A 21933-nucleotide genomic window follows, 5' to 3' on the forward strand; every position below is an offset into this window, starting at 1 on the left:
CCGGCCTTCTTCCCCTCCCTGTTACGCGACCGCCTGTTTGACGATCGCGCCCAGCTCTTCGGCGATCTGCCCGATCTCGCCCATGGCGTCGATCCGTTGCAGCGTGCCTTGTTTCTCGTAATAAGTAATCAGTGGCGCGGTTTGCGCGTGATAGGCCGACAGCCGTTCCTGCATGGCGACGGCATTGTCATCGGCGCGGCGGACCATGTTGGTGCTGCCGCATTTGTCGCAGGTCCCCGCAATTGCCGGCTGCTTGTAGCTGTCGTGATAGCCTTCGCCACAACCGCCACAGGTATAGCGCCCTGCCACGCGGGCGACCATTTCGGCGTCATCCACCTCGAGCGAGACAACCGCATTGATCCGCTGGCCGGTTTCGGCCAGCAGCGTATCAAGCGCCTCTGCCTGCACGGTGGTGCGCGGGAAACCGTCAAGGATCACGCCCTGCGCCGTATCGGGGGCACCCAGCCTATCCTTGAGAATGGCCAGCACGATTTCATCGCTGACCAGACCGCCCGCCGTCATCACCGCCTTGGCGGCAAGTCCGGCATCGGTGCCAGCAGCCACCGCCGCGCGCAACAGATCGCCGGTGGACAGTTGCACCAGTCCGAACCGGTCCTGCAACATCCGTGCCTGCGTGCCCTTGCCCGCACCCGGAGGCCCCAGAAGGATCAGGACAGCGGGGCGTGTCATGGTCTCGGCGCCGCTCATGCCTTGTTCATCCGGTGTTCGATCAGGTGATCGACCACGGAAGGATCAGCCAACGTCGAGATATCGCCCAATGTCGTATGGTCGTTTTCGGCGATCTTGCGCAGGATGCGGCGCATGATCTTGCCCGAGCGTGTTTTCGGCAGGCCGGGTGCCCATTGGATCAGGTCGGGGCTGGCGATCGGCCCGATTTCGGACCGGACCCATTTCACAAGATCCTTGCGCAGATCCTCGGTCGGTTCGATCCCGTTCATCAGCGTGACATAGGCATAGATGCCTTGCCCCTTGATCGGATGCGGATAGCCCACAACAGCGGCCTCGGCGACATCGACATGCGCGACCAGCGCGCTTTCGACCTCGGCCGTGCCCATGCGGTGACCGGATACGTTGATCACGTCATCAACGCGGCCGGTGATCCAGTAATAGCCATCCTCGTCGCGGCGGCAGCCATCACCGGTGAAATAGTAGTTCTTGTAGTCCGAGAAATAGGTTTTCTCGAACCGGTCATGGTCGCCGTAAACCGTGCGCATCTGGCCCGGCCAGCTGTCCTTGATGCACAAGACACCTTCGGCGGCGGTTGTCGTGATTTCCTCGCCGGTCTGCGGGTCAAGGATCACGGGCTGCACGCCAAAGAACGGCAGCGTGGCCGATCCGGGCTTGGTCGCGATGGCACCGGGCAGCGGCGTCAGCAGATGGCCGCCGGTTTCGGTCTGCCACCATGTATCGACAATGGGGCATTTGCCCTTGCCGATGACGTCGTTGTACCAGTTCCACGCTTCGGGGTTGATCGGCTCGCCCACGGTGCCCAGCACTTTGATGCTGGACAGGTCGTATTTTTCCACCGGTCCGTTGCCATGCGCCATCAGCGCACGCAGCGCTGTAGGCGCGGTGTAGAACTGGTTGACCTTGTGTTTCTGGCAGACTTCCCAGAACCGGCCCGCATCGGGATAGGTCGGCACGCCTTCGAACATGATCGTGGTCGCGCCATTGGCCAGCGGTCCATAGACGATATAGCTGTGGCCGGTCACCCAGCCCACATCGGCGGTACACCAGAAGATGTCGCCGTCATGGTAATCGAACGTGTATTGATGCGTCATCGCGGCATAGGCCAGATAGCCGCCAGATGTGTGCACCACACCCTTGGGCTGGCCGGTAGAGCCGGATGTGTAAAGAATGAACAGCGGGTCCTCGGCGTCCATCTCGACGGGGGCGCAGTAATCGTCGGCCTCCATCGTCATTTCGTTATAGTCGTAGTCGCGGCCCTCGGCCCAGGTGGTCTGCCCGCCGGTGCGGCGGACCACCAGACATTTCACGCTGTCCTTGCAATGCAGCAGGGCGGCATCGGTGTTGGATTTCAGCGGCGTGGACCGCCCGCCGCGCGGCGCATGATCGGCAGTGATCACGACCTTGGCGTCGCACCCGTTGATCCGCGCACCCAAAGCATCAGGCGAGAAGCCCGCGAAAACGATGGAATGGACCGCGCCAATCCGCGCACAGGCCAGCATGGCATAGGCAGCCTCGGGGATCATCGGCAGATAGATCACCACACGGTCGCCGCGGCGCACGCCCATGGTTTCCAGAATATTGGCCATCCGGCAGGTGCGGCGGTGCAATTCCTTATAAGTGATGTGCTGGGCGGCATCCTTTGGATCATCAGGTTCCCAGATGATCGCGGTCTGGTCGCCACGTGTTTCCAGATGGCGGTCGATGCAGTTGGCGCTGACGTTTAGCGTGCCGTCCTCGAACCATTTGATGTCGATCTTGCCCGGTGCAAAGCTGGTGCTTTTGACCTTTGTGAAGGGCTTGATCCAGTCGATTCTTTTGCCATGTTCGGCCCAGAAACTTTCAGGGTCCCTGATCGATGCATCATACATCGCCTGATACTGATCTGCTGTGACATGCGCCTTAGCGGCAAAGGCCGCAGAAGGCGCAAACCGACCGTCGGCGTGAGCTGTACTTGACATGGATCCTCCGTTCGTCATCCCGGCTTTTCAGCCGATGGCGCGCGCCACATCCGTGAACGTGCAACCATCTCCTCCAACATCAGGTTACCAGATTGCCAGAAGTTTCAAATAAGATAAGAAAATTGAACTCTTCTGTTGTCAACGATTTTACAGATCAGGTGATTTCTTGTAAATTCAACGCAGGATTGTGTAAATCCGCTGCGGTGGGGCGCGGCACTTTGTCAGCCTCGCAACGCGGCTGCCGCTTGGATTTCCCCAGCGCCCGCGATAATGGTAGCGCGAACATTCCTAGAGGACCTCATCATGACATTCACACCCGCCCCATGGCCACGCAAACTGCGGTCGCAGGAATGGTTCGGAGGGTCGTCGAAAGATGCGATCTATCATCGGTCGTGGATGAAAAATCAGGGCCTGCCCGCCGACCTGCTGGATGGCCGTCCCGTGATCGGCATCTGCAACACATGGTCCGAACTGACCCCCTGCAACGCGCATCTGCGCGATCTGGCCGAGCGGGTAAAATTCGGCGTCTATGAAGCGGGCGGGTTTCCGGTGGAATTTCCTGTCTTCAGCCCGTCGGAAAGCACCTTGCGCCCGACGGCAATGATGTATCGCAACCTTTGCGCCATGGATGTGGAAGAGGCGCTGCGCGGCAAATGTATCGACGGCGTCGTGCTGCTGGCGGGCTGCGACAAGACCACGCCCGCGCTGCTGATGGGCGCTGCCTCTGTCGACCTGCCCGCGATCGTCGTGTCTGGCGGGCCGATGTTGAACGGCCATTTCCGCGGCGAAAGGGTCGGGTCCGGCACACATCTGTGGAAATTTTCCGAAGCGGTGCGCGCAGGTGAAATGACCGCCGAGGAATTCGTGGAGGCCGAGGCATCCATGTCCCGCTCGCCGGGGTCCTGCAACACCATGGGCACAGCCAGCACGATGGCATCTATGGCCGAGGCGTTGGGTATGGCCCTGTCCGGCAATGCCGCGATTCCCGCTGTGGACAGCCGCCGCCGCGTGATGGCGCATTTGACGGGTCGGCGCATCGTGCAGATGGTCAAGGACGATCTGAAACCGTCCGACATCATGACCAAGGCCGCGTTCGAAAATGCGATCCGCACCAATGCCGCGATTGGTGGGTCAACCAATGCAGTGATCCATATCCTTGCCATGGCAGGGCGCACGAAGGACGTGACCCTGACGCTGGACGATTGGGACAGGTTGGGCCGCGACGTGCCGACGATCGTGAACCTGATGCCATCGGGCAAATACCTGATGGAGGAATTCTTCTATGCGGGCGGCCTGCCCGTCGTCATCAAACGTCTGGGCGAGGCGGGGCTGCTGAACAAGGACGCGCTGACCGTCTCGGGCGGGACCATCTGGGACGAGGTCAAGGATGTGCGCAACTGGAACGAGGATGTGATCCTGCCTGTCGAAAAGGCGCTGACGGCCTCGGGCGGCATCGCTGTGCTGCGCGGCAACTTGGCCCCCGGTGGCGCGGTGCTGAAACCCTCTGCGGCGACCGCAACCCTGATGCAGCATCGCGGGCGTGCCGTGGTGTTCGAGGATATCGACGACTACAAGGCCCGCATCAACGACGAGGATCTCGATATCGACGAAACCTGTGTGATGGTCCTGAAAAACTGCGGCCCGCGCGGCTATCCCGGCATGGCCGAGGTCGGTAATATGGGCCTGCCGCCCAAAATCCTGAAAAAAGGGATCACCGATATGGTGCGCATCTCGGATGCGCGCATGTCCGGCACGGCATTCGGCACCGTGGTGCTGCACACCTCGCCCGAGGCAGCGATGGGCGGCCCACTGGCTGTTGTGCAGAACGGCGATATGATTGAACTCGATGTCGCCGGTCGTCGCCTGCATCTGGATATCACGGATGCCGAATTGCAGGCGCGTCTGGCCGCTTGGTCGGCGGAAAAATCGGGGGCCAACCCGCGTCCGGCCAGTGGTTACGCGATGCTCTATCATGACCGCGTGATGGGGGCTGATACGGGGGCCGATTTCGATTTCCTCGTCGGCCATCGCGGCAACGCTGTGGGCAAGGAAGCGCATTGATGCGCGCCATCTGCCTTGTGGGCATCGGCAAGATCGCCGTTGACCAGCACGTGCCCGCCATCGCCGCCAGCCCCGATTGGGTGCTTGCGGCGACGGTCAGCCGCGCGGGGTCGGTGGACGGCGTGCCCGCCTTTACCGATTTTGCGCAGATGCTGTCGGAACGGCCTGACATCGACACCGTCTCGCTCTGCCTGCCGCCGGTCCCGCGCTATGATTACGCCGCCGCCGCCATCGCCGCAGGCCGCCATGTGATGCTGGAAAAACCCCCCGGCGCCACCTTGGCCGAGGTGCAGGCACTGGCTGCCATGGCGCAGGATGCGGGTGTGACGCTCTATACCACATGGCACAGCCGGATGGCCAAAGGTGTCGCCCCCGCCAAGGCGTGGCTTGCGGACAAGACCATCACCGCCGCCCATATCACCTGGAAAGAAGACGTGCGCCGCTGGCATCCGGGGCAGGACTGGGTGTTCGCACCGGGCGGCATGGGCGTGTTCGATCCGGGCAGCAATGCGCTGTCGATCATGACAGAGATCCTGCCGCAGCCCGTGCACCTGCGCCAGGCCGATCTTTATTTCCCCGCCAACCGCGACACGCCGATTGCCGCCGAACTGACATGGACAGGCAATGTCACCGGCAGCTTCGACTGGCGGCAAACCGGCCCGCAAAGCTGGGATATCGTGGTGCAGACCGACAAAGGCACGCTGGCCTTGCACGACGGCGGTGCGCGGCTTGTGATTGATGGGAAAGACGTCGAATCTGGCGCCGACCGTGAATATCCCGCCCTTTATGACCGGATGGCGGAACTGGTGAAAACAGCGGCGTCAGAGGTCGATATCACCCCGATGATCCATGTCGCGGATGCGCTGACATTGGGCAAACGGCATGTGGTCGACGCTTTCGATTTCTGACCAAACCCCTGCATCTTCAGAGTAAAAATATCCCCGCCGGAGGCCGCCCCGGAGGGGCGTCTGCGTGTTCACAAACTGCCAAAAATTTACCATTTGATAAAAAATAAAACTGTGGCAGGCTGCTGGTGACACGCCAGACAGGATCCAGCCATGTCCAACCCGATGACCCCCGGAATTGCAGCGGCCCGCTTGCCCGCTGAAACGCTTGCCCAGAACTTCGCCGACCTGCACGCTCCCCTTGACCGGCACGAAGCCCGCGTCGCGGCGGACCGGTGCTATTTCTGCTATGACGCGCCCTGCGTCACGGCCTGCCCGACCTCGATCGACATCCCGCTGTTCATCCGCCAGATCAGCACCGGCACGCCCGAGGCTGCGGCAAAAACGATCTTTGACCAGAACATCCTCGGCGGCATGTGCGCCCGCGTCTGCCCGACGGAGGATCTGTGCGAACAGGCCTGCGTGCGCGAAGCCGCCGAAGGCAAGCCGGTCGAGATCGGGCGGTTGCAGCGCTATGCCACCGATACGCTGATGGCCAAGCAGAGCCACCCTTATGACCGCGCGGCACCCACCGGCAAGACGGTTGCTGTCGTCGGCGCTGGCCCTGCGGGTCTGGCCTGCGCGCACCGTCTGGCGATGCATGGCCATGATGTGACGATCTTCGATGCGCAAACCAAACCCGGTGGGCTCAACGAATTCGGCATCGCCGCCTATAAATCCACCGATGATTTCGCCGCCCGCGAGGTGGATTGGCTGATGGGCATCGGCGGCATCACCCTGCAAACCGGCAAGGCGCTGGGCCGCGATCTGTCGCTCGACGCGCTGGCGGAAGATTTCGACGCCGTGTTCCTTGCTGTCGGACTTGGTGGCGTCAATGCGCTGCGCACCGCAGGCGAGGACAAGGACGGCGTCTACAACGCCGTCGATTTCATCGCCGAACTGCGACAGGCGAGCGACCTGACCAGCCTGCCCGTTGGTCGCGATGTCGTGGTCATCGGCGGTGGCATGACGGCGGTGGATGCCGCAGTGCAATCCAGATTGCTGGGCGCGCAGAACGTGACCATCGCCTATCGGCGCGGACGCGAGGCGATGAGTGCCAGCCGCTATGAACAGGACCTTGCCGCGTCCCACGGCGTGCGGCTCTTGTTCAACGTCCAGCCCGTCGCGATCCACGGCAATGGTGCAGTGCGCGAGGTCGAACTGGAGTACACCGCCGACACCGGCGCGGGGCTGCAAGGCACCGGTGAAACCATCCGCCTGCCCGTCGACCAGCTATTCAAAGCCATCGGCCAGACGCTGGTCACCGATGCGGGGTTGGAACTTGACGGGCGCAAGATCGCGGTGACTGGGGCCGGACGCACCAGCCGCGCCGGTGTCTGGGCCGGTGGTGATTGCGCCAGCGGTGGCGACGATCTGACCGTGACCGCCGTGGCCGAAGGGCGCGATGCGGCGATGGATATCCACGCGGCTTTGACCGCTTGAACGCAACGGCGTCCCGGGCCCGACCCGGGACCTTTCACATCACCGCTCGCGAGGTCCCGGGTCAAGCCCGGGACGGGGCGGACAGCAAAGGACAAAGCCATGGCTGATCTGACGACGAATTTTCTGGGCATCAAAAGCCCCAACCCGTTCTGGCTGGCCTCTGCCCCGCCTACGGACAAGGAATACAACGTCCGCCGCGCCTTCGAGGCCGGCTGGGGCGGTGTTGTGTGGAAAACGCTTGGCTCCGAAGGGCCACCCGTCGTCAACGTCAACGGCCCGCGCTATGGCGCGATCTATGGCGCTGACCGGCGCCTGTTGGGGCTGAACAACATCGAACTGATCACCGACCGCCCCTTGCAGACCAACCTTGACGAGATAACCCGCGTCAAGGCCGACTATCCTGACCGCGCGATGATCGTCTCGATCATGGTGCCCTGTGAAGAACAGGCGTGGAAAGACATCCTGCCGCGCGTGGCCGAAACCGGTGCCGACGGGATCGAGCTGAACTTCGGCTGCCCGCATGGCATGTCCGAACGCGGCATGGGGGCTGCGGTCGGGCAGGTGCCCGAATATATCGAAATGGTCACGCGCTGGTGCAAGCAGTATTACGACAAGCCCGTGATCGTGAAACTGACGCCCAATATCACCGATATCCGCAAACCTGCGGCTGCTGCGATGCGCGGCGGGGCCGATGCGGTCAGCCTGATCAACACGATCAATTCGATCACCTCTGTGAACCTCGACACCATGTCGCCCGAACCCTCGATTGATGGCAAAGGATCGCATGGCGGCTATTGCGGTCCGGCGGTAAAACCGATCGCGCTGTCGATGGTGTCCGAAATCGCGCGCCATCCCGACACGCGCGGCCTGCCCATCAGTGGCATCGGCGGCGTGACCACGTGGCGCGACGCGGCGGAATACATAAGCCTTGGCTGCGGCAATGTGCAGGTCTGCACCGCCGTGATGACCTATGGTTTCAAGGTCGTGCAGGAAATGATCAGCGGTCTGTCGGACTGGATGGATGAAAAAGGCTATACCTCGGTTGAACAGGTCGTTGGCCGCGCGGTGCCGAACGTCACCGACTGGCAGTATCTGAACCTGAACTATGTCGCGAAGGCCAAGATCAATCAGGACGATTGCATCAAATGCGGCCGCTGCTATGCCGCCTGCGAGGATACCAGCCATCAGGCGATTGCGATGTCCGCAGACCGCACCTTCACCGTGATTGATGAGGAATGCGTCGCCTGCAACCTCTGCGTCGATGTCTGCCCCGTCGAGAATTGCATTACGATGGAAGCGATGGAACCGGGTCAAGTCGATCCGCGTACCGGCAAGGTCGTGCAGAAGGAGTACGCCAACTGGACGACGCATCCCAACAATCCGGGCGCTGTGGCGGCGGAGTAACTCTTACCAATAGCCTGGATCGTTCAGCGCTGGCACACAAGACACCGGCCCCGCCAGTTTCGGCAACGGGGCCGGTGTCAGCGATTGCGCGACCCAGCCATGCGGGAATTGCAGCGCAAAAGGCGCTGCAAGATCGTCCGGCGCGACGGCCACGAATCCTGTGCGTCCGTAAAAGGCCGGATCGCCGTAGGTTACGGCGACCGCAGCGCCTACGGCGCGCAGTTGGGCAAGGCCGTGCAGGATCAACTGCTGGCCGATCCCCTGTTTCTGCCGCGCCGCGGCAACCGCCATCGGCGACAAGATGAATACATCGCAGGGATCGTCAGCGTAGCTCAGCCGCGAAAAGATTGAGGCAGCAATCATGTCTGGCCCGTCCCATGCGCAAAAAGCATGCAGGTCTTTGGGTGGGGTTGTGGCCAGTAGGCGCGCGGCCAGCCCGCCGACCATCGCGCCTTCCTCGGCGCCTTCGGAGGCGGCAAAGGTTGTGGCGACCAATGCAGATAGAGTGGGGTGATGCGCGCTGCCGGGCTTTGAGAACCGGAGTGTCATTCGGCTTTTCCGTCCGCTTGCGTTGGCGTCAACAACTTGTCATAAAGCTGATCGAGAAATACCGCCGCGCCGTCATATGGGGCGCGGTCGCCCAGCACCGCGCGCACCTGTACGTCGAAATCGGCGTAATGCTGGGTCAGCGCCCAGATCGAAAAGATCAGATGATAGGGGTCGACAGGCGCGATCTTGCCTGCGTCGGCCCAGCCTTGGATGATAACGGCCTTTTCATCGACAAGATGCTTCAGATCGTTGCGCAGGATGCCCTCGATCCATGGCGCGCCTTGCAGGATTTCGTTGGCGAACAGGCGGCTTTCGCGTGGGAAGTCCTTGCTCAATGCCAGTTTGCGCCGGACATAGGCGCTGATTTCCTGCACGGGATCACCTGACGCATCAAGCGCCTTCAACGGATCAAGCCAGTTCTCCAGCAGACGTTCAAGCAGGGCGGTATGGATCGCCTCTTTCGACGGAAAGTAGTAGAGCAGGTTGGGTTTCGACAGCCCAGCCGCCTCGGCGATCTGGTCCAGCGTGGTGCCGCGAAAGCCGTATTGCGAAAACACGTCCAGCCCCGCCGACAGGATTGCTGCCCGATTGCGTTTCTGGATTCGGGTCGGCGCTTTGGTCATGATCGTGTTCTGCCTAATTTAGAGGCTGGACGGCCCGCCCGCTGTCTGCTTCGCTCGCATAACCAGCATTTGCCGAAACATCACGCGGAAAACTTGACTGGTTGCCAACCTCTGTTAGCGTTCTTTTGACCGTTTGGTCAAACCAAGAAAAAGACTGGAGAGCCCGATGCCATCCCCCGCAGAGAACCTCAAGATCAATGGCGCGCGTCTGTGGGACAGCCTGATGGAGATGGCCAAGATCGGCCCCGGTGTGGCGGGTGGCAACAACCGCCAGACCCTGACCGATGAAGACAGCGAAGGCCGCCACCTGTTCCAGAAATGGTGCGAGGCGGCGGGCTGCACCATGGGCGTGGACGAGATCGGCAATATGTTCGCCCGTCGCGAAGGCACCGACCCCGACGCGCTGCCGGTCTATGTCGGATCGCATCTGGATACCCAGCCGACGGGCGGCAAATATGACGGGGTGCTGGGGGTTCTGGGCGGGCTGGAGGTGATCCGCACGCTGAACGATCTGGATATCAAGACCAAACACCCCATCGTCGTGACCAACTGGACGAACGAGGAAGGCACGCGGTACGCCCCCGCGATGCTGGCCTCGGGCGTATTTGCGGGCAAACATGCGCTGGATTGGGCGCTGGACCGCGTGGACGCCAAAGGCAAACGGTTCGGGGACGAGCTGGAACGCATCGGCTGGAAAGGCACGGAAAAAGTGGGCGACCGCAAGATGCACGCCTTCTTTGAACTGCATATCGAACAGGGTCCGATATTGGAGGCCGAAGGCAAGCAGATCGGCGTTGTCACGCATGGGCAGGGCCTGCGCTGGGTGCAATGCACGGTGACCGGCAAGGAAAGCCATACCGGATCGACGCCCATGCATATGCGCAAGAACGCAGGGCGCGGTCTGGCGCTGATTACCGAACTCGTCCACGAGATCGCGATGAAGCACCAGCCCAATGCGGTGGGGGCGATCGGGCATATTGACGTCTATCCCAACAGCCGCAACATCATTCCGGGCAAGGTGGTGTTTACCGTCGATCTGCGCACGCATCTGCTGGACAAGCTGAACGCGATGGTCGCCGAACTGATGGACCGCGCGCCGCAGCTTTGCGCCGATATCGGCGTGACGTTCGAGGCAGAGATCGTGGGCCAGTTCGACCCGCCCGCCTTTGATGAAACCTGTGTCGCCGCCGTGCGCAATGCGGCGGAACGGTTGGGCTATAGCCACATGGATATCGTCTCGGGCGCGGGGCATGATGCCTGCTGGATCAATGATCTGTATCCGACCGCGATGATTATGTGTCCCTGCGTCGATGGGTTGAGCCATAACGAGGCCGAAGAAATCTCGCCCGAATGGGCGGCTGCGGGCGCGGATGTGCTGTTTCACGCGGTGGTCGAAACGGCGGAGATTGTGGCGTGAGCGTGGTTGCATACCTCTCCGCCCCGGACGTGATCCGGGGCCTCGTCCCCCGGTTAGCGGGAGGCCCCGGATCAGGTCCGGGGCGTGATGCGCATTTACCTCTTATTCATCATGAGCGGCCAAAGTCGGGCCATGACCCACTTCGTCTACATCATGGCCTCCCGCCCGAATGGTGCGATCTACATCGGTCGCACGCGAGACCTGCAGTCCCGCGTGCAACACCACCGCGACGGACGATCCGCGCATACGGCGAAATACAAGATCAAGACGCTGGTCTGGTTCGAAACGCACGACGACTTCGACACCAGCCTGCGCCGCGAACGCGCGATCAAGCGGTGGCGGCGCGCATGGAAAAACCAACTGATCCACACGGCCAATCCGCATTGGCAGGACATCACCATCCATATCCCTGTCTGATCCGGGCACAGGTCCCGACTTTGGGCCGGGACGGGTGAAGACAGGGAGAGACCAATGACCACAGTCATCAAGAACGGCACCATCGTCACGGCGGATTTGACCTATAAGGCGGATGTCCTGATCGACGGGGGCAAGATCATCGAGATCGGGCAGAACCTGCAAGGCGACGAACAGCTCGACGCCACGGGCTGCTATGTCATGCCGGGCGGGATCGACCCGCATACGCATCTGGAAATGCCCTTCATGGGCACCTATTCGGCGGATGATTTCGAATCCGGCACGCGCGCCGCGCTGTCCGGCGGCACCACGATGGTCGTGGATTTCGCGCTGCCGGCCCCCGGTCAGGGCCTGCATGACGCCTTGCAGATGTGGGACAACAAGTCGGGCCGCGCGTCTTGCGACTATTCCTTCCACATGGCGGTGACATGGTGGGGCGAGCAGGTTTTCAACGAGATGGAAAGCGTCGTCCGCGACCGTGGCATCAACACCTTCAAGCATTTCATGGCCTATAAAGGCGCCTTGATGGTGAATGACGACGAAATGTATGCGTCCTTCGCCCGTCTCGCCTCGCTTGGGGCCATCGCGATGGTTCATGCCGAAAACGGCGATGTGGTCGCGGAACTCTCCGCCAAGTTGCTGGCCGAGGGCAACACCGGGCCAGAGGCGCATGCCTATTCCCGCCCTCCGCAGGTCGAGGGCGAGGCGGCGAACCGCGCCATCATGATCGCCGACATGACCGGCGTGCCGCTTTATATCGTCCACGTCTCTTGCGAAGAAGCGCACGAGGCCATCCGGCGTGCGCGGATGCAGGGCAAACGCGTCTGGGGTGAACCGTTGATCCAGCATCTGACCTTGGACGAAAGCGAATATTTCAATCAGGACTGGGACCATGCCGCGCGCCGCGTCATGTCGCCGCCGTTCCGCAACAAGATGCATCAGGACAGCCTCTGGGCCGGTCTGCAATCCGGCAGTTTGTCGGTGGTGGCGACGGATCATTGCGCCTTTACCACGGCGCAGAAACGCTATGGCGTGGGTGATTTCACCAAGATCCCGAACGGGACGGGCGGGCTGGAGGACCGGATGCCGATGCTCTGGACGCATGGCGTGCGGACAGGGCGGCTGACGCTGAACGAATTTGTCGCCGTGACATCCACCAATATCGCCAAGATCCTGAACTGCTATCCGCGCAAAGGTGCGGTGCTGGTGGGTGCGGATGCCGATCTGGTGGTCTGGGACCCTGAAAAGTCCAAGACGATCATGGCGAAGTCCCAGCAATCCGCTATCGACTACAACGTCTTTGAGGGCAAAGAGGTGACGGGTCTGCCGCGCTTTACCCTGACACGCGGCCATGTCGCGGTGCATGACGGCGAGATCCGCACGCGCGAAGGGCATGGGCAATTCATCAAGCGCGCGCCTAACACGCCGACAAACACCGCCCTGTCGAAATGGAAAGAACTGACGGCCCCCCGCCCTGTCGAGCGGACGGGCATTCCCGCGACGGGGGTTTGATGACTGCCGATACCGTAATCAGCGCGCAGGGGCTGAACCTGACGTTCCAGACTAATGACGGTCCGGTGCATGCGCTCAAGGATGTCGATCTGGACATCCGCAAGGGCGAATTCGTCAGCTTTATCGGCCCGTCGGGCTGTGGCAAGACGACGTTCCTGCGCTGCATCGCGGGGCTGGAGGCGCCGACAGGCGGCACCCTGACCGTCAACGGCATGACGCCGGATCAGGCGCGGCGTGCGCGGGCCTATGGCTATGTGTTTCAGGCGGCGGGGCTGTATCCGTGGCGTACTATCGGCGGCAATGTGAAACTGCCGCTGGAGATCATGGGGTTTTCCAAGGCCGAACAGGCCGAGCGGGTCGCGCGTGTGCTGGCGCTGGTCGACCTTGCGGGGTTCGAGAAGAAGTTTCCTTGGCAGCTGTCCGGCGGGATGCAGCAACGCGCCAGCATCGCCCGCGCGCTGGCGTTCGATGCCGATATTCTGCTGATGGACGAACCTTTTGGCGCGCTGGATGAAATCGTGCGCGACCATCTGAACGAACAGTTGCTGGCGCTGTGGGCGCGCACGGAAAAGACCATCGGTTTCGTCACCCATTCGATCCCCGAGGCGGTCTATCTGTCCACCAAGATCGTCGTCATGTCGCCGCGCCCGGGCCGGATCACCGATGTGATCGACAGCCCGCTGCCCAAGGAACGGCCGCTGGATATTCGCGACAGCAAGGAGTTTATCGACATTGCGCACCGTGTGCGTGAAGGACTGCGGGCGGGGCACGTTGATGACTAGGCGCTGCCTCCGGCGGGGATATTTGGGCTCGGAAGAAACGGGGGGCTGGGGATGAAATCGGTTTTGCCGATCCTCACTATCGTGGGTGCGATCCTGTTGATCTGGGTCGTTGCGGTGATCCCGATGAACATGCATCTCACCGCCGATCAGGCACAGCGCGACGGGTTGGTCGTCGCACCCGCCACACCCGCCGAACGGCAGGCCTTTTCGGGCTTGGGGCTGAGTTTCGCGAACCCCGATCTGATCCCGTTGACCTATAATCTGGACCGTCCGCGCCTGCCCTCGCCGCATCAGGTGGCGGGCGAGATGTGGGACACGATTGCCCTGCGCAACGTGACCTCGCGCCAGTCGCTGGTCTATCATGGCTGGGTGACGCTGTCGGCAACGCTGGTGGGTTTTGTGATCGGGACCACGCTGGGTATCCTGCTGGCCATCGGAATCGTGCATAACCGCGCCATGGATATGAGCGTCATGCCTTGGGCGATTGCCAGCCAGACCATTCCCATTTTGGCGCTGGCACCGATGATTATCGTGATGATGGGCCAGTTCGGGATTCAGGGCCTGCTGCCCAAGGCGGTGATCAGTGCTTATCTGAGTTTCTTTCCTGTCGTCGTCGGCATGGTCAAAGGTCTGCGCAGCCCTGATGCGATGCAGATGGACTTGCTGCGCACATATTATGCCAGTTCTTCGCAGGGGTTCTGGAAATTGCGGTTGCCGGCCTCGGTGCCGTATCTGTTCGCGTCGTTCAAGATCGGGATTTCGGCGGCGCTGGTGGGCGCGATCGTGGCGGAGTTGCCGACAGGCGCGCGGGCCGGTTTCGGGGCGCGGATGCTGGTGGGCGATCAATATGGCAACCCGCTGGTGACATGGGCAGCGCTGTTTGCGGCGGCGATCACGGCGGCGGCACTCGTCGCGATCTTTACCGCGATGGAAAAGCTGACTTTGCGCCGGATGGGGATGGCCGCAGCATGACGGGACCGGCGCTGATCTCTGTTCTGGCGGTCTGGGCGGTGGGCTGGTTCATCAACGCGCGGCTGGCCGCCAGCCGTGTGGCGGACACGCGCCTTGTGCGCTTGTTGGTGCCGGTGATCTTCGGGCTGACCTTGCTGTTGATCTGGGAATTGCTGGTGCGCATGACGGGGGTCAGCCCCATCGTCCTGCCGCCACCCAGCATGATCGCGGACCGCTTTGCCAATTCGCTGCCGATCCTTTGGGCGGACTTCCAGCAGACGATCATCAAGGGCGCGATGACCGGCTATGTCATCGGGATGATCTGCGCCTTTGCGGTGGCGATTCTGGCCGATAGGTCGGATTTCCTGACACGTGGCATCCTGCCCGTGGGCGGGTTCATGGCGGCGCTGCCCATCGTCGGGATCGCGCCGATCTTTGTACGCTGGCTGGGCAGCGACTGGCAGTCCAAGGCGGCGGTTGTGGCCGTGATGGTGTTTTTCCCGATCCTTGTGAATATCGTGGCAGGGCTGCGCGATACATCCGCCATGCAGCGCGACCTGATGCGCACCTATGGCGCGGGCTATTGGCAGACGCTGTTCAAGCTGCGCCTGCCCGCGGCGATGCCGTTCATCTTCAACGGATTGAAAATAGCGACGACTTTGGCGCTGATCGGGGCGATTGTTGCTGAATTTTTCGGCTCTCCCACGGTCGGCATGGGCTTTCGGATATCCACATCCGTGGGACGGCTTGCGCTGGATATGGTCTGGGCCGAAATTGTCGTCGCAGCAATTGCTGGCAGCGCGCTTTATGGTGCTGTCGTATGGGTCGAGGGGCGGGTGACCTTCTGGCACCCATCGCAACGCAAATAACAAGCCCCGGCAAGAGGGCATCACACTGACTTGGAGGTCAAAATGAAGAAAACGATGATCGCGGCAGCCCTTGCTGCCGGTCTGGGCGGCGCGGCCCAGGCGCAAGACAATGACGTGACGCTGCAGTTGCAGTGGGTCACGCAATCCCAGTTCGCGGGCTATTACGTCGCCCTCGATCAGGGCTATTACGAGGAAGAAGGGCTGAACGTCACCATCCTGCCCGGTGGTCCCGATATCGCGCCGCCGCAAGTGCTGGCCGGTGGCGGTGCCGATGCGATGCTGAACTGGATGCCATCCGCCTTGGCCGCGCGTGAACGCGGTCTGCCGGTGGTCAATATCGCGCAGCCTTTCAAGACTTCGGGGCTGATGCTGACCTGCTGGAAGGACACAGGCATTGAATCGGTCGAGGATTTCCGTGGCCGCACCATCGGCGTGTGGTTCTTCGGCAATGAATATCCGTTCCTGAGCTGGATGGCGCAGGCCGGTATCCCGACCGATGGCGGCCCTGACGGCGTGACCGTGCTACGGCAAGGCTTCAACGTCGATCCGCTCTTGCAGCGCGAGGCGGACTGCATTTCTACCATGACCTATAACGAATACGGTCAGGTGCTGGATGCAGGCGTCGATCCGGCGGAACTGGTGACCTTCATGTATGAAGATCAGGGCGTTGCAACGTTGGAAGACGGGATCTGGGTGCTGGAACAGAACCTCGAAGATCCTGCCTTCGTGGACAAGATGGTCCGTTTCGTGCGCGCCTCCATGCGCGGCTGGAAATGGGCCGAGGAAAACCCCGAAGCGGCAGGTGCCATCATCATCGAATACGATGAAACTGGCGCCCAGTCCGAGGCCGCACAGGTCCGCATGATGCAGGAAGTCGCCAAGCTGACCGCCGGATCGAACGGCGCGCTGGACCCTGCGGATTACGAACGCACCGTGGCAACATTGCTGGGCGGCGGGTCCGACCCGGTGATCTCGGCAGAACCCGAGGGCGCATGGACGCATCTGATCACGGATCAGGCGCTGCAGTGATCTGAGGGCTTAGTTTCGAATGGAACGGGCGCTGGTGTAATGCCAGCGCCCGTTTTTTCTCCCGTAGGTCGGGGTTCTCCCCGACCATTTTCCGCTACTCTCCCACAACGGCGGGGTGAACTCCGCCCTACCTCTCCGTCAGCTTCAACTCGATCCGGCGGTTCTGGGCGCGGGCGTCGGCCGTGTCGTCGGGGTTCAGCGGCTGGTATTCTCCAAAGCCGTTGGCGGCCAGACGGCGGGGGTCGATGCCAAGGTCTTGCGCCATGAACCGCACCACCGACAACGCGCGGGCCTGACTGAGTTCCCAGTTGTCGGCAAAACGTCCGCCCGGGGTGATCGGGATGTCGTCGGTGTGTCCGTCGACGCGGATGATCCAGTCGATCCCGTCGGGGATGTCGTCAGCGAAGTCCCGCAGGATACCCGCGATATTCGCGATCTCGGCACGGCCTTGCGGCGACAGATCGGCCTGACCCACGTCGAACAACACTTCGGACGAGAACACAAAGCGGTCGCCTTCGATCCTGATCCGGTCCTGCCCTTCCAGCAGTTGGCGAAGCTGGCCAAAGAAATCGGACCGATACCGTTCAAGGTTTTCGGTCTCTGCCAGCAAGCGGGCTGTTTCTGCCTCGAGCCTGATGCGTTCCGCCTCTTCGAGTGCAAGGCGACGTCGTTCTTCGGACACGACCCGCGCAAGGGCAGTATTGAGCTGCGCACCCAGCGTTTCGATCTGCACCTGTGCTTCGCGATCGGCGTCCTCGGCAAGGTTCAGCAGGGATTGCAGATTGCCGACCTGATTGCGCAACGCAAGGATCTGTTCGTTCAGCACGGCGACCTGTCGTTGACTGGCCTCTGACTGCGCCTCTTCTTCTGACAGTGCGGCATTTGCGGTGGCCAGCAGGGCGGCCTGCCGTTCGGCTTCGGTCAGGGCCTCGGCGCGTGCCGCGTCAAGTTCGGCCTGAGCGGCACGGGCGGCGGCGAGCAGGGTCAGCGTCTCTTCGGCCTCTTGCCGCTGGCGTTCAAGGTTCAGGGTCATCGCGGTCAGTTCGGCATCGGCGTTTTCAAGCCGTTCGCGTAGGGCGGCAGCAGCAGCGGCATCGGCAAGGCGTTCCGCCTCGAGCGCGCTGATCTGGGCTGTGTTTTCGTCGCGCGCGGTTTCCAGATCGGCAATCAGCGCTTCCAACGCTTCGCGGCGGGCGGCGGCAAGGCGCGCGGCCTCGGCACCGGCGTCGATCTCGGTGCGTGCTTGCGCCAACGCCAGGTTCAGCGCCTCTTGTTCGGACAAAAGCTGGTCCTGCGTGGCCTCAAGGCTGGAAATCGTATCGCGGTTTTGCCGCTGGTCGGCAAGCAGCCCCGCGACCTGCGCCTCGAACCCTGTGATCTGGTTTTGCGCCTGTGCCAGCGCCTGATCCTGTGCCTCGCGTTCGGCGATCAGGCTGGCGATTTGGTTGGCTTGCCGCGCGGCCTGTGCGTTGGCCGCGTCCAGATCGGCGGACAGCGTGGCGGTGCGTTCGCGTTCCAGCCCAAGTGTGGCGGCCAGGGCCGCCATTTCCCCCGACAGCACATCAAGTTCGGATTCCTGCCCCGTGATCGTTTCGCGCAGGGTAAACTGGATCACCATGAAGATGCTCAGCACGAACATCAGCACCAGAAGGATGCCCGTCATCGCATCCACGAACCCCGGCCATATCGCGTTTTGAAAACGGTTGGATGATCTGCGGCTCAACGCCATGGATCAGCCCCGGTCCCGTATCGCGCCGGCAAGGGCGGCCAGATCCTGCCGCAGCGCGCCGATGCTTTCCTGCCGACCGGCCGCGAGTTCTTCGAGGATGCGCAATAGCTGCACATCAATCGACCGCAGCCGCATCCGGCTTTCGGCGTCGATCCCGTCCATCCCGCTGTCGTCCAGTTTCTGGATCAAGGCGGCCTGTCCGTCCGCGACGCGCGCCAACTGGGCCGAGGTGTCGTTCATCGTCGTGGCCTGCGTCAGCGTCGCAATGGCCTCGGCCAGCGACTGGAACCGGCTGTCGGCGGCTGTGCGGTCAGCCTCGGTCTGCGCCAGAAGCAGCTGGATCGTATCCATCAACTCGCCCATCTGCTCGGCCATGGCCGAGGATGCGCCTCCGCCGGTGCCAGCGCCCTCGTCGCCATCAATGCCGACGCGGGTGATGGTGGACATCCATTCTTCGAGTTCGCGGTAAAATCTGTTTTGCCCGTGCCCTGCGAAAAGTTCGAGCAGGCCGACGACCAGCGACCCCGCCAGACCCAGCAAAGAGCTGGAAAAGGCCGTGCCCATCCCGCCCAACTGGTTTTCAAGCCCGGCCTGAAGGCGGCCAAAGATATCGGCACCGGATTCGCCGTCGCCCGGATTCAGCGACCGGATCGTTTCGACCAGCGCAGGCACGGTGGTGGCAAGGCCATAAAACGTCCCCAGAAGCCCGAGGAAGATCAGCACGTTCCCGATATAGCGCGTGATCTCGCGGTCTTCGTCGATGCGCTGTGCCACGGAATCGAGGATCGACCGGCCAGAGCTTGACGAAATCTGCGTCCGTGCGCCGCGGGACCGCAGCAATGTCGCCAAGGGCGCCAGTAGGGACGGGGCGGCGGTGAAGTTATGGCCGCCTGTTTCGCGTGCGAAATGTTCGATCCAGCGGACCGAATTCATCAGCAGGAAGACCTGATTGAAGCAGGACAGAACCCCCAGCACGAAAACGCCAAGGATCACCCCGTTCAGATAGGGGTTCGACAGGTAGATCGCGGTGATCTGTTCAAGCCCGAGGTAGATTCCCGCGCCCAGCAGCCCGATCACGGTCAACATGAACAAAAGCTGGCGGATCGGCTGGGAAAACTGCGGCGCTGCCTTGGCTACCCGTTTGTCTGACACGCAGGTTCATCCTTATCTGGTGGTCGTTCACTGCACCCATAGCAGCATATGGCGGTATAGGGACCAACCCAAACAAAATCGCGGCAATCTTATGTTGCCGTCAAGGCACGAACCCGTGCGGCCAGCCATGTCATGTCGGCATCCTTGATCCCCATCTCGGTCAGATGGGCGGCGGTGTTGTAAAGATATTCGGTATTCGGCCCACGCCCGCCCACCGCATGGGCGATCATTTGCGCCTGCCGTTCCAGATCGAACTGGCAATACTGGACATGGTTGCGGTCCACGACATAGGCGAGTGCTGCAACTTCATCGCCATCGTCGCAGATCAGCGGCACTTCTGCTTCGACATAGGCCGACGACACAAGCTCGCGTTCGCGCAGCATGGTCAGCACGGTGGCTTCGTCATCGGGGGCCACCTCGAATGCGACACCCGTGCATTGTCCGCCGGGCTGATGGTCCAGCGCCAGCACAAGTCCCGGATGGTCAGGCGTGCCGCGATGGTGGATCGACAGCATGCAGAAACTGCGGTGGTAATCGGGCAGGCGCGCCTTGACGCGGCGCACAGGCGCAAAGCCGGGGTTCCAGAGCAGCGACCCGTATCCGAAAACCCACATGCGACCGTCCTTTCCTGTCACGCCCATAAACACGGTTTGGGCGCTGACGGAAAGGGGTCAGACCGCGCGCATCAGATCACCAAAGATCGCATCCTGATAGTCGCGCAGGTAAATCTGCAGCCAAGGGGTGTAATGTTCGGGGTGGCGGGTCACATCCGCCGACAGGTCGTAGAAATCCACCCAACGGGTCGCCATCACCTCGGACGGGTTCGGGGTGACGTGCAGGTTGTCGGGGGCGTCGGCCACATAAACCTCGACCAGCTCGTGTTCGATCAGGCCACCGCCCACATCGGCGCGGTATTCGATCTGGTCGCGATGCGCGGGATAAAGGCCGGTGATCCCCAACTCCTCGTCCAGACGGCGCAATGCGCAATCGGCGGGGTCTTCGTCCCATTCGGGATGGGTGCAGCAGGTATTCGCCCAGAGCCCCGGCGTGTGGTATTTTTCCAGCGCACGCTGCTGGATCAGCACGCGCCCGCGGTTCATCACGAAAACGCTGACTGCCTTGTGTTTCAGCCCGCGCTGATGCGCTGCCAGCTTTTCGACAGGTTGCAGTTTGCCGTTCACCCAGGCCGGGATCATGATCGTCACGTCCGCAGCGGCGACACCAGTCGCGTCAGATGCGCAAGGTTCTTGATACCGATTTTCAAATGCGCCATGGGGCGTGCCTTTACCAGTTTCTTGTTCATATAAGCCTCGAACGTCAGCTTTTGCACGTCGACATCATGACACAGGGACACAAAGCGTTCGCGCCGTTCATCGCTGCGGTAATAGGCGTTCTGCATGGCACCCAGAACGCGGAACACCTGCTTGTGTTCCCGCATGAACAATTTGCGCGCCAGTTGCAGGTCCTTGACCCTGCCAGAGGCAAGACATGCCGCAGCCGCAGTCGCCGCCACGCGCCCGCCGACCATGGCGTAATAGATCCCTTCGCCCGAGGATGGCGCGACCACACCCGCCGCATCGCCCGCCAGCACGACATCGCGCCCGTTGTCCCAGCAATCGAGCGGTTTGAGAGGGATCGGCGCACCTTCACGGCGGATCGTCTTGCAATCGGTCAGGCCGGATGCCGCGCGCAGATCGGCGGTGGCCTGTTTGACATCGACGGATTTCAGCATCGACCCCATGCCGACACTGGCCTGCGCGCCATGCGGGAACACCCAGCCGTAAAAATCGGGCGAGATGCGACCGTCATAGACCACATCGCAGCGCATCGGATCATAGGTCGCGTTGGCGGCGGGGGCCTCGATGATCTCGTGATAGGCGATGACATAGGGGATCTTGTCGCCATCCTTGATTTCCGCGCGCGCGACGTTGGACCGCGCGCCATCGGCGCCGATAACCAGTTTCGTCGTCAGCCGCATGTCGTTGCCGCTGATCTTGTCGCGATAGACGACATGGGTGCCGTCACTGTCCCGTACGATTTTGGTAAAGGTGCCGGCGTAGCGGTGCGCGCCTGCGGCCTTGGCCCGTTTGCGCAGGAATTCGTCGAAATGTTCGCGGTCGACCATGCCGACATAGCCGTTCTCGATCGGGATATCGACCTGCCGTCCGGTGGGCGAGATCATGCGCGCAGTGTTCACCTTGGCGACGATCTGGTCGTCGGGGATGAAGAAATCCGCGATCAGGCGGGGCGGCACAGCGCCACCGCAGGGTTTGATCCGGCCTTCGCGGTCGATGAACGCGACCTTGTGGCCTGACCGGGCGAGATCCTCGGCAGCAGTGGCCCCGGAAGGCCCCGCACCTACGACGACGACATCATATTGCATTG

At 62.0% G+C, this 21933-nt stretch carries 20 protein-coding genes; 11 read left to right on the plus strand and 9 right to left on the minus strand.

Annotated features, from left to right (window positions below; all coding sequences use genetic code 11):
- Positions 1 to 21: 21 nt before the first annotated feature.
- Positions 22 to 708, minus strand: coding sequence for an adenylate kinase (locus VCK47_RS11075; protein ID WP_322891154.1), 687 nt, complete (start codon positions 706 to 708; stop codon positions 22 to 24).
- The gene (gene acs, locus VCK47_RS11080) at positions 705 to 2669 is read right to left on the minus strand and encodes an acetate--CoA ligase (protein ID WP_322891155.1); all 1965 of its coding nucleotides are present in this window, start codon (positions 2667 to 2669) and stop codon (positions 705 to 707) included. Before acs ends, VCK47_RS11075 begins: the two co-directional genes overlap by 4 nt.
- Before the next feature lie 303 nt (positions 2670 to 2972).
- On the opposite strand from acs, the gene araD reads away from it, so the two are divergent.
- From araD to preA, 4 genes are all read left to right on the plus strand, one after another.
- Positions 2973 to 4730 carry an L-arabinonate dehydratase gene (gene araD / locus VCK47_RS11085; RefSeq protein ID WP_322891156.1) on the plus strand — a complete coding sequence of 586 codons (1758 nt, stop codon included), beginning with the start codon at positions 2973 to 2975 and terminating at the stop codon, positions 4728 to 4730.
- On the plus strand, positions 4730 to 5638 hold the full coding sequence (locus tag VCK47_RS11090) for a Gfo/Idh/MocA family oxidoreductase (RefSeq protein WP_322891157.1): 909 nt from the start codon (positions 4730 to 4732) through the stop codon (positions 5636 to 5638). Before araD ends, VCK47_RS11090 begins: the two co-directional genes overlap by 1 nt.
- A gap of 150 nt (positions 5639 to 5788) precedes the next feature.
- Positions 5789 to 7117 (plus strand): NAD(P)-dependent oxidoreductase, encoded by a 1329-nt coding sequence (locus tag VCK47_RS11095; protein WP_322891158.1) that lies wholly within the window; start codon positions 5789 to 5791, stop codon positions 7115 to 7117.
- A gap of 99 nt (positions 7118 to 7216) precedes the next feature.
- Positions 7217 to 8521 (plus strand): NAD-dependent dihydropyrimidine dehydrogenase subunit PreA, encoded by a 1305-nt coding sequence (gene preA, locus VCK47_RS11100; RefSeq protein ID WP_322891159.1) that lies wholly within the window; start codon positions 7217 to 7219, stop codon positions 8519 to 8521.
- A gap of 3 nt (positions 8522 to 8524) precedes the next feature.
- Here preA and VCK47_RS11105 read toward each other — a convergent pair whose 3' ends face one another.
- Together VCK47_RS11105 and VCK47_RS11110 are read right to left on the minus strand one after the other, a co-directional pair.
- A complete protein-coding gene (locus VCK47_RS11105) occupies positions 8525 to 9070 on the minus strand; it encodes an N-acetyltransferase (protein ID WP_322891160.1) in 546 nt (181 codons plus the stop codon).
- Entirely contained in the window at positions 9067 to 9693 is a 627-nt protein-coding gene (locus tag VCK47_RS11110; RefSeq protein WP_322891161.1) for a TetR family transcriptional regulator C-terminal domain-containing protein, read from the minus strand. Before VCK47_RS11110 ends, VCK47_RS11105 begins: the two co-directional genes overlap by 4 nt.
- Before the next feature lie 166 nt (positions 9694 to 9859).
- Between VCK47_RS11110 and VCK47_RS11115 the strand changes: the two genes are divergently transcribed.
- The 7 genes from VCK47_RS11115 (at position 9860) to VCK47_RS11145 (ending at position 16667) form a co-directional block, all read left to right on the plus strand.
- Entirely contained in the window at positions 9860 to 11110 is a 1251-nt protein-coding gene (locus VCK47_RS11115; RefSeq protein WP_322891162.1) for a Zn-dependent hydrolase, read from the plus strand.
- A 132-nt stretch (positions 11111 to 11242) separates the two neighbouring features.
- A complete protein-coding gene (locus tag VCK47_RS11120; protein WP_322891163.1) occupies positions 11243 to 11527 on the plus strand; it encodes a GIY-YIG nuclease family protein in 285 nt (94 codons plus the stop codon).
- A 54-nt stretch (positions 11528 to 11581) separates the two neighbouring features.
- Complete coding sequence (hydA, locus tag VCK47_RS11125) at positions 11582 to 13036, plus strand: dihydropyrimidinase (protein WP_322891164.1); 1455 nt, start codon at positions 11582 to 11584, stop codon at positions 13034 to 13036.
- Complete coding sequence (locus VCK47_RS11130; RefSeq protein WP_322891165.1) at positions 13036 to 13818, plus strand: ABC transporter ATP-binding protein; 783 nt, start codon at positions 13036 to 13038, stop codon at positions 13816 to 13818. The genes hydA and VCK47_RS11130 overlap by 1 nt, the downstream gene beginning before the upstream one ends.
- A gap of 51 nt (positions 13819 to 13869) precedes the next feature.
- Complete coding sequence (locus VCK47_RS11135) at positions 13870 to 14790, plus strand: ABC transporter permease (RefSeq protein WP_322891166.1); 921 nt, start codon at positions 13870 to 13872, stop codon at positions 14788 to 14790.
- Positions 14787 to 15638 carry an ABC transporter permease gene (locus tag VCK47_RS11140; protein WP_322891167.1) on the plus strand — a complete coding sequence of 284 codons (852 nt, stop codon included), beginning with the start codon at positions 14787 to 14789 and terminating at the stop codon, positions 15636 to 15638. Before VCK47_RS11135 ends, VCK47_RS11140 begins: the two co-directional genes overlap by 4 nt.
- 42 nt (positions 15639 to 15680) lie before the next feature.
- Positions 15681 to 16667: an ABC transporter substrate-binding protein gene (locus tag VCK47_RS11145; RefSeq protein WP_322891168.1), complete on the plus strand. Its 987-nt coding sequence runs from the start codon at positions 15681 to 15683 to the stop codon at positions 16665 to 16667.
- A 127-nt stretch (positions 16668 to 16794) separates the two neighbouring features.
- On the opposite strand, the gene VCK47_RS11150 is transcribed toward VCK47_RS11145, so the two are convergent.
- The 5 genes from VCK47_RS11150 to VCK47_RS11170 form a co-directional block, all read right to left on the minus strand.
- Positions 16795 to 18396, minus strand: a complete 1602-nt coding sequence (locus tag VCK47_RS11150; protein WP_322891169.1) for a peptidoglycan -binding protein — start codon at positions 18394 to 18396, stop codon at positions 16795 to 16797.
- A gap of 3 nt (positions 18397 to 18399) precedes the next feature.
- Positions 18400 to 19482, minus strand: coding sequence for a biopolymer transporter ExbB (locus VCK47_RS11155; RefSeq protein ID WP_322891274.1), 1083 nt, complete (start codon positions 19480 to 19482; stop codon positions 18400 to 18402).
- A gap of 155 nt (positions 19483 to 19637) precedes the next feature.
- Positions 19638 to 20162 (minus strand): gamma-glutamylcyclotransferase, encoded by a 525-nt coding sequence (locus VCK47_RS11160; RefSeq protein WP_322891170.1) that lies wholly within the window; start codon positions 20160 to 20162, stop codon positions 19638 to 19640.
- Positions 20163 to 20219: 57 nt separating this feature from the next.
- Positions 20220 to 20753: an isopentenyl-diphosphate Delta-isomerase gene (gene idi, locus VCK47_RS11165; protein WP_322891171.1), complete on the minus strand. Its 534-nt coding sequence runs from the start codon at positions 20751 to 20753 to the stop codon at positions 20220 to 20222.
- Complete coding sequence (locus tag VCK47_RS11170) at positions 20750 to 21931, minus strand: geranylgeranyl diphosphate reductase (RefSeq protein ID WP_322891172.1); 1182 nt, start codon at positions 21929 to 21931, stop codon at positions 20750 to 20752. Before VCK47_RS11170 ends, idi begins: the two co-directional genes overlap by 4 nt.
- Between the last annotated feature and the right edge of the window lie 2 nt (positions 21932 to 21933).

Origin of the sequence: Yoonia sp. 72 (assembly GCF_034652275.1) — a bacterium.
Taxonomy (GTDB): Bacteria; Pseudomonadota; Alphaproteobacteria; order Rhodobacterales; family Rhodobacteraceae; genus Yoonia.

Excerpts from the sequence above, each read along its gene's own strand:
- VCK47_RS11075 (WP_322891154.1), bottom strand. The coding sequence starts at position 708 with ATGAGCGGCGCCGAGACCATGACACGCCCCGCTGTCCTGATCCTTCTG.
- acs (WP_322891155.1), bottom strand. The coding sequence starts at position 2,669 with ATGTCAAGTACAGCTCACGCCGACGGTCGGTTTGCGCCTTCTGCGGCC.
- araD (WP_322891156.1), top strand. The coding sequence starts at position 2,973 with ATGACATTCACACCCGCCCCATGGCCACGCAAACTGCGGTCGCAGGAA.
- VCK47_RS11090 (WP_322891157.1), top strand. The coding sequence starts at position 4,730 with ATGCGCGCCATCTGCCTTGTGGGCATCGGCAAGATCGCCGTTGACCAG.
- VCK47_RS11095 (WP_322891158.1), top strand. The coding sequence starts at position 5,789 with ATGTCCAACCCGATGACCCCCGGAATTGCAGCGGCCCGCTTGCCCGCT.
- preA (WP_322891159.1), top strand. The coding sequence starts at position 7,217 with ATGGCTGATCTGACGACGAATTTTCTGGGCATCAAAAGCCCCAACCCG.
- VCK47_RS11105 (WP_322891160.1), bottom strand. The coding sequence starts at position 9,070 with ATGACACTCCGGTTCTCAAAGCCCGGCAGCGCGCATCACCCCACTCTA.
- VCK47_RS11110 (WP_322891161.1), bottom strand. The coding sequence starts at position 9,693 with ATGACCAAAGCGCCGACCCGAATCCAGAAACGCAATCGGGCAGCAATC.
- VCK47_RS11115 (WP_322891162.1), top strand. The coding sequence starts at position 9,860 with ATGCCATCCCCCGCAGAGAACCTCAAGATCAATGGCGCGCGTCTGTGG.
- VCK47_RS11120 (WP_322891163.1), top strand. The coding sequence starts at position 11,243 with ATGACCCACTTCGTCTACATCATGGCCTCCCGCCCGAATGGTGCGATC.
- hydA (WP_322891164.1), top strand. The coding sequence starts at position 11,582 with ATGACCACAGTCATCAAGAACGGCACCATCGTCACGGCGGATTTGACC.
- VCK47_RS11130 (WP_322891165.1), top strand. The coding sequence starts at position 13,036 with ATGACTGCCGATACCGTAATCAGCGCGCAGGGGCTGAACCTGACGTTC.
- VCK47_RS11135 (WP_322891166.1), top strand. The coding sequence starts at position 13,870 with ATGAAATCGGTTTTGCCGATCCTCACTATCGTGGGTGCGATCCTGTTG.
- VCK47_RS11140 (WP_322891167.1), top strand. The coding sequence starts at position 14,787 with ATGACGGGACCGGCGCTGATCTCTGTTCTGGCGGTCTGGGCGGTGGGC.
- VCK47_RS11145 (WP_322891168.1), top strand. The coding sequence starts at position 15,681 with ATGAAGAAAACGATGATCGCGGCAGCCCTTGCTGCCGGTCTGGGCGGC.
- VCK47_RS11150 (WP_322891169.1), bottom strand. The coding sequence starts at position 18,396 with ATGGCGTTGAGCCGCAGATCATCCAACCGTTTTCAAAACGCGATATGG.
- VCK47_RS11155 (WP_322891274.1), bottom strand. The coding sequence starts at position 19,482 with ATGTTGACCGTGATCGGGCTGCTGGGCGCGGGAATCTACCTCGGGCTT.
- VCK47_RS11160 (WP_322891170.1), bottom strand. The coding sequence starts at position 20,162 with ATGTGGGTTTTCGGATACGGGTCGCTGCTCTGGAACCCCGGCTTTGCG.
- VCK47_RS11170 (WP_322891172.1), bottom strand. The coding sequence starts at position 21,931 with ATGCAATATGATGTCGTCGTCGTAGGTGCGGGGCCTTCCGGGGCCACT.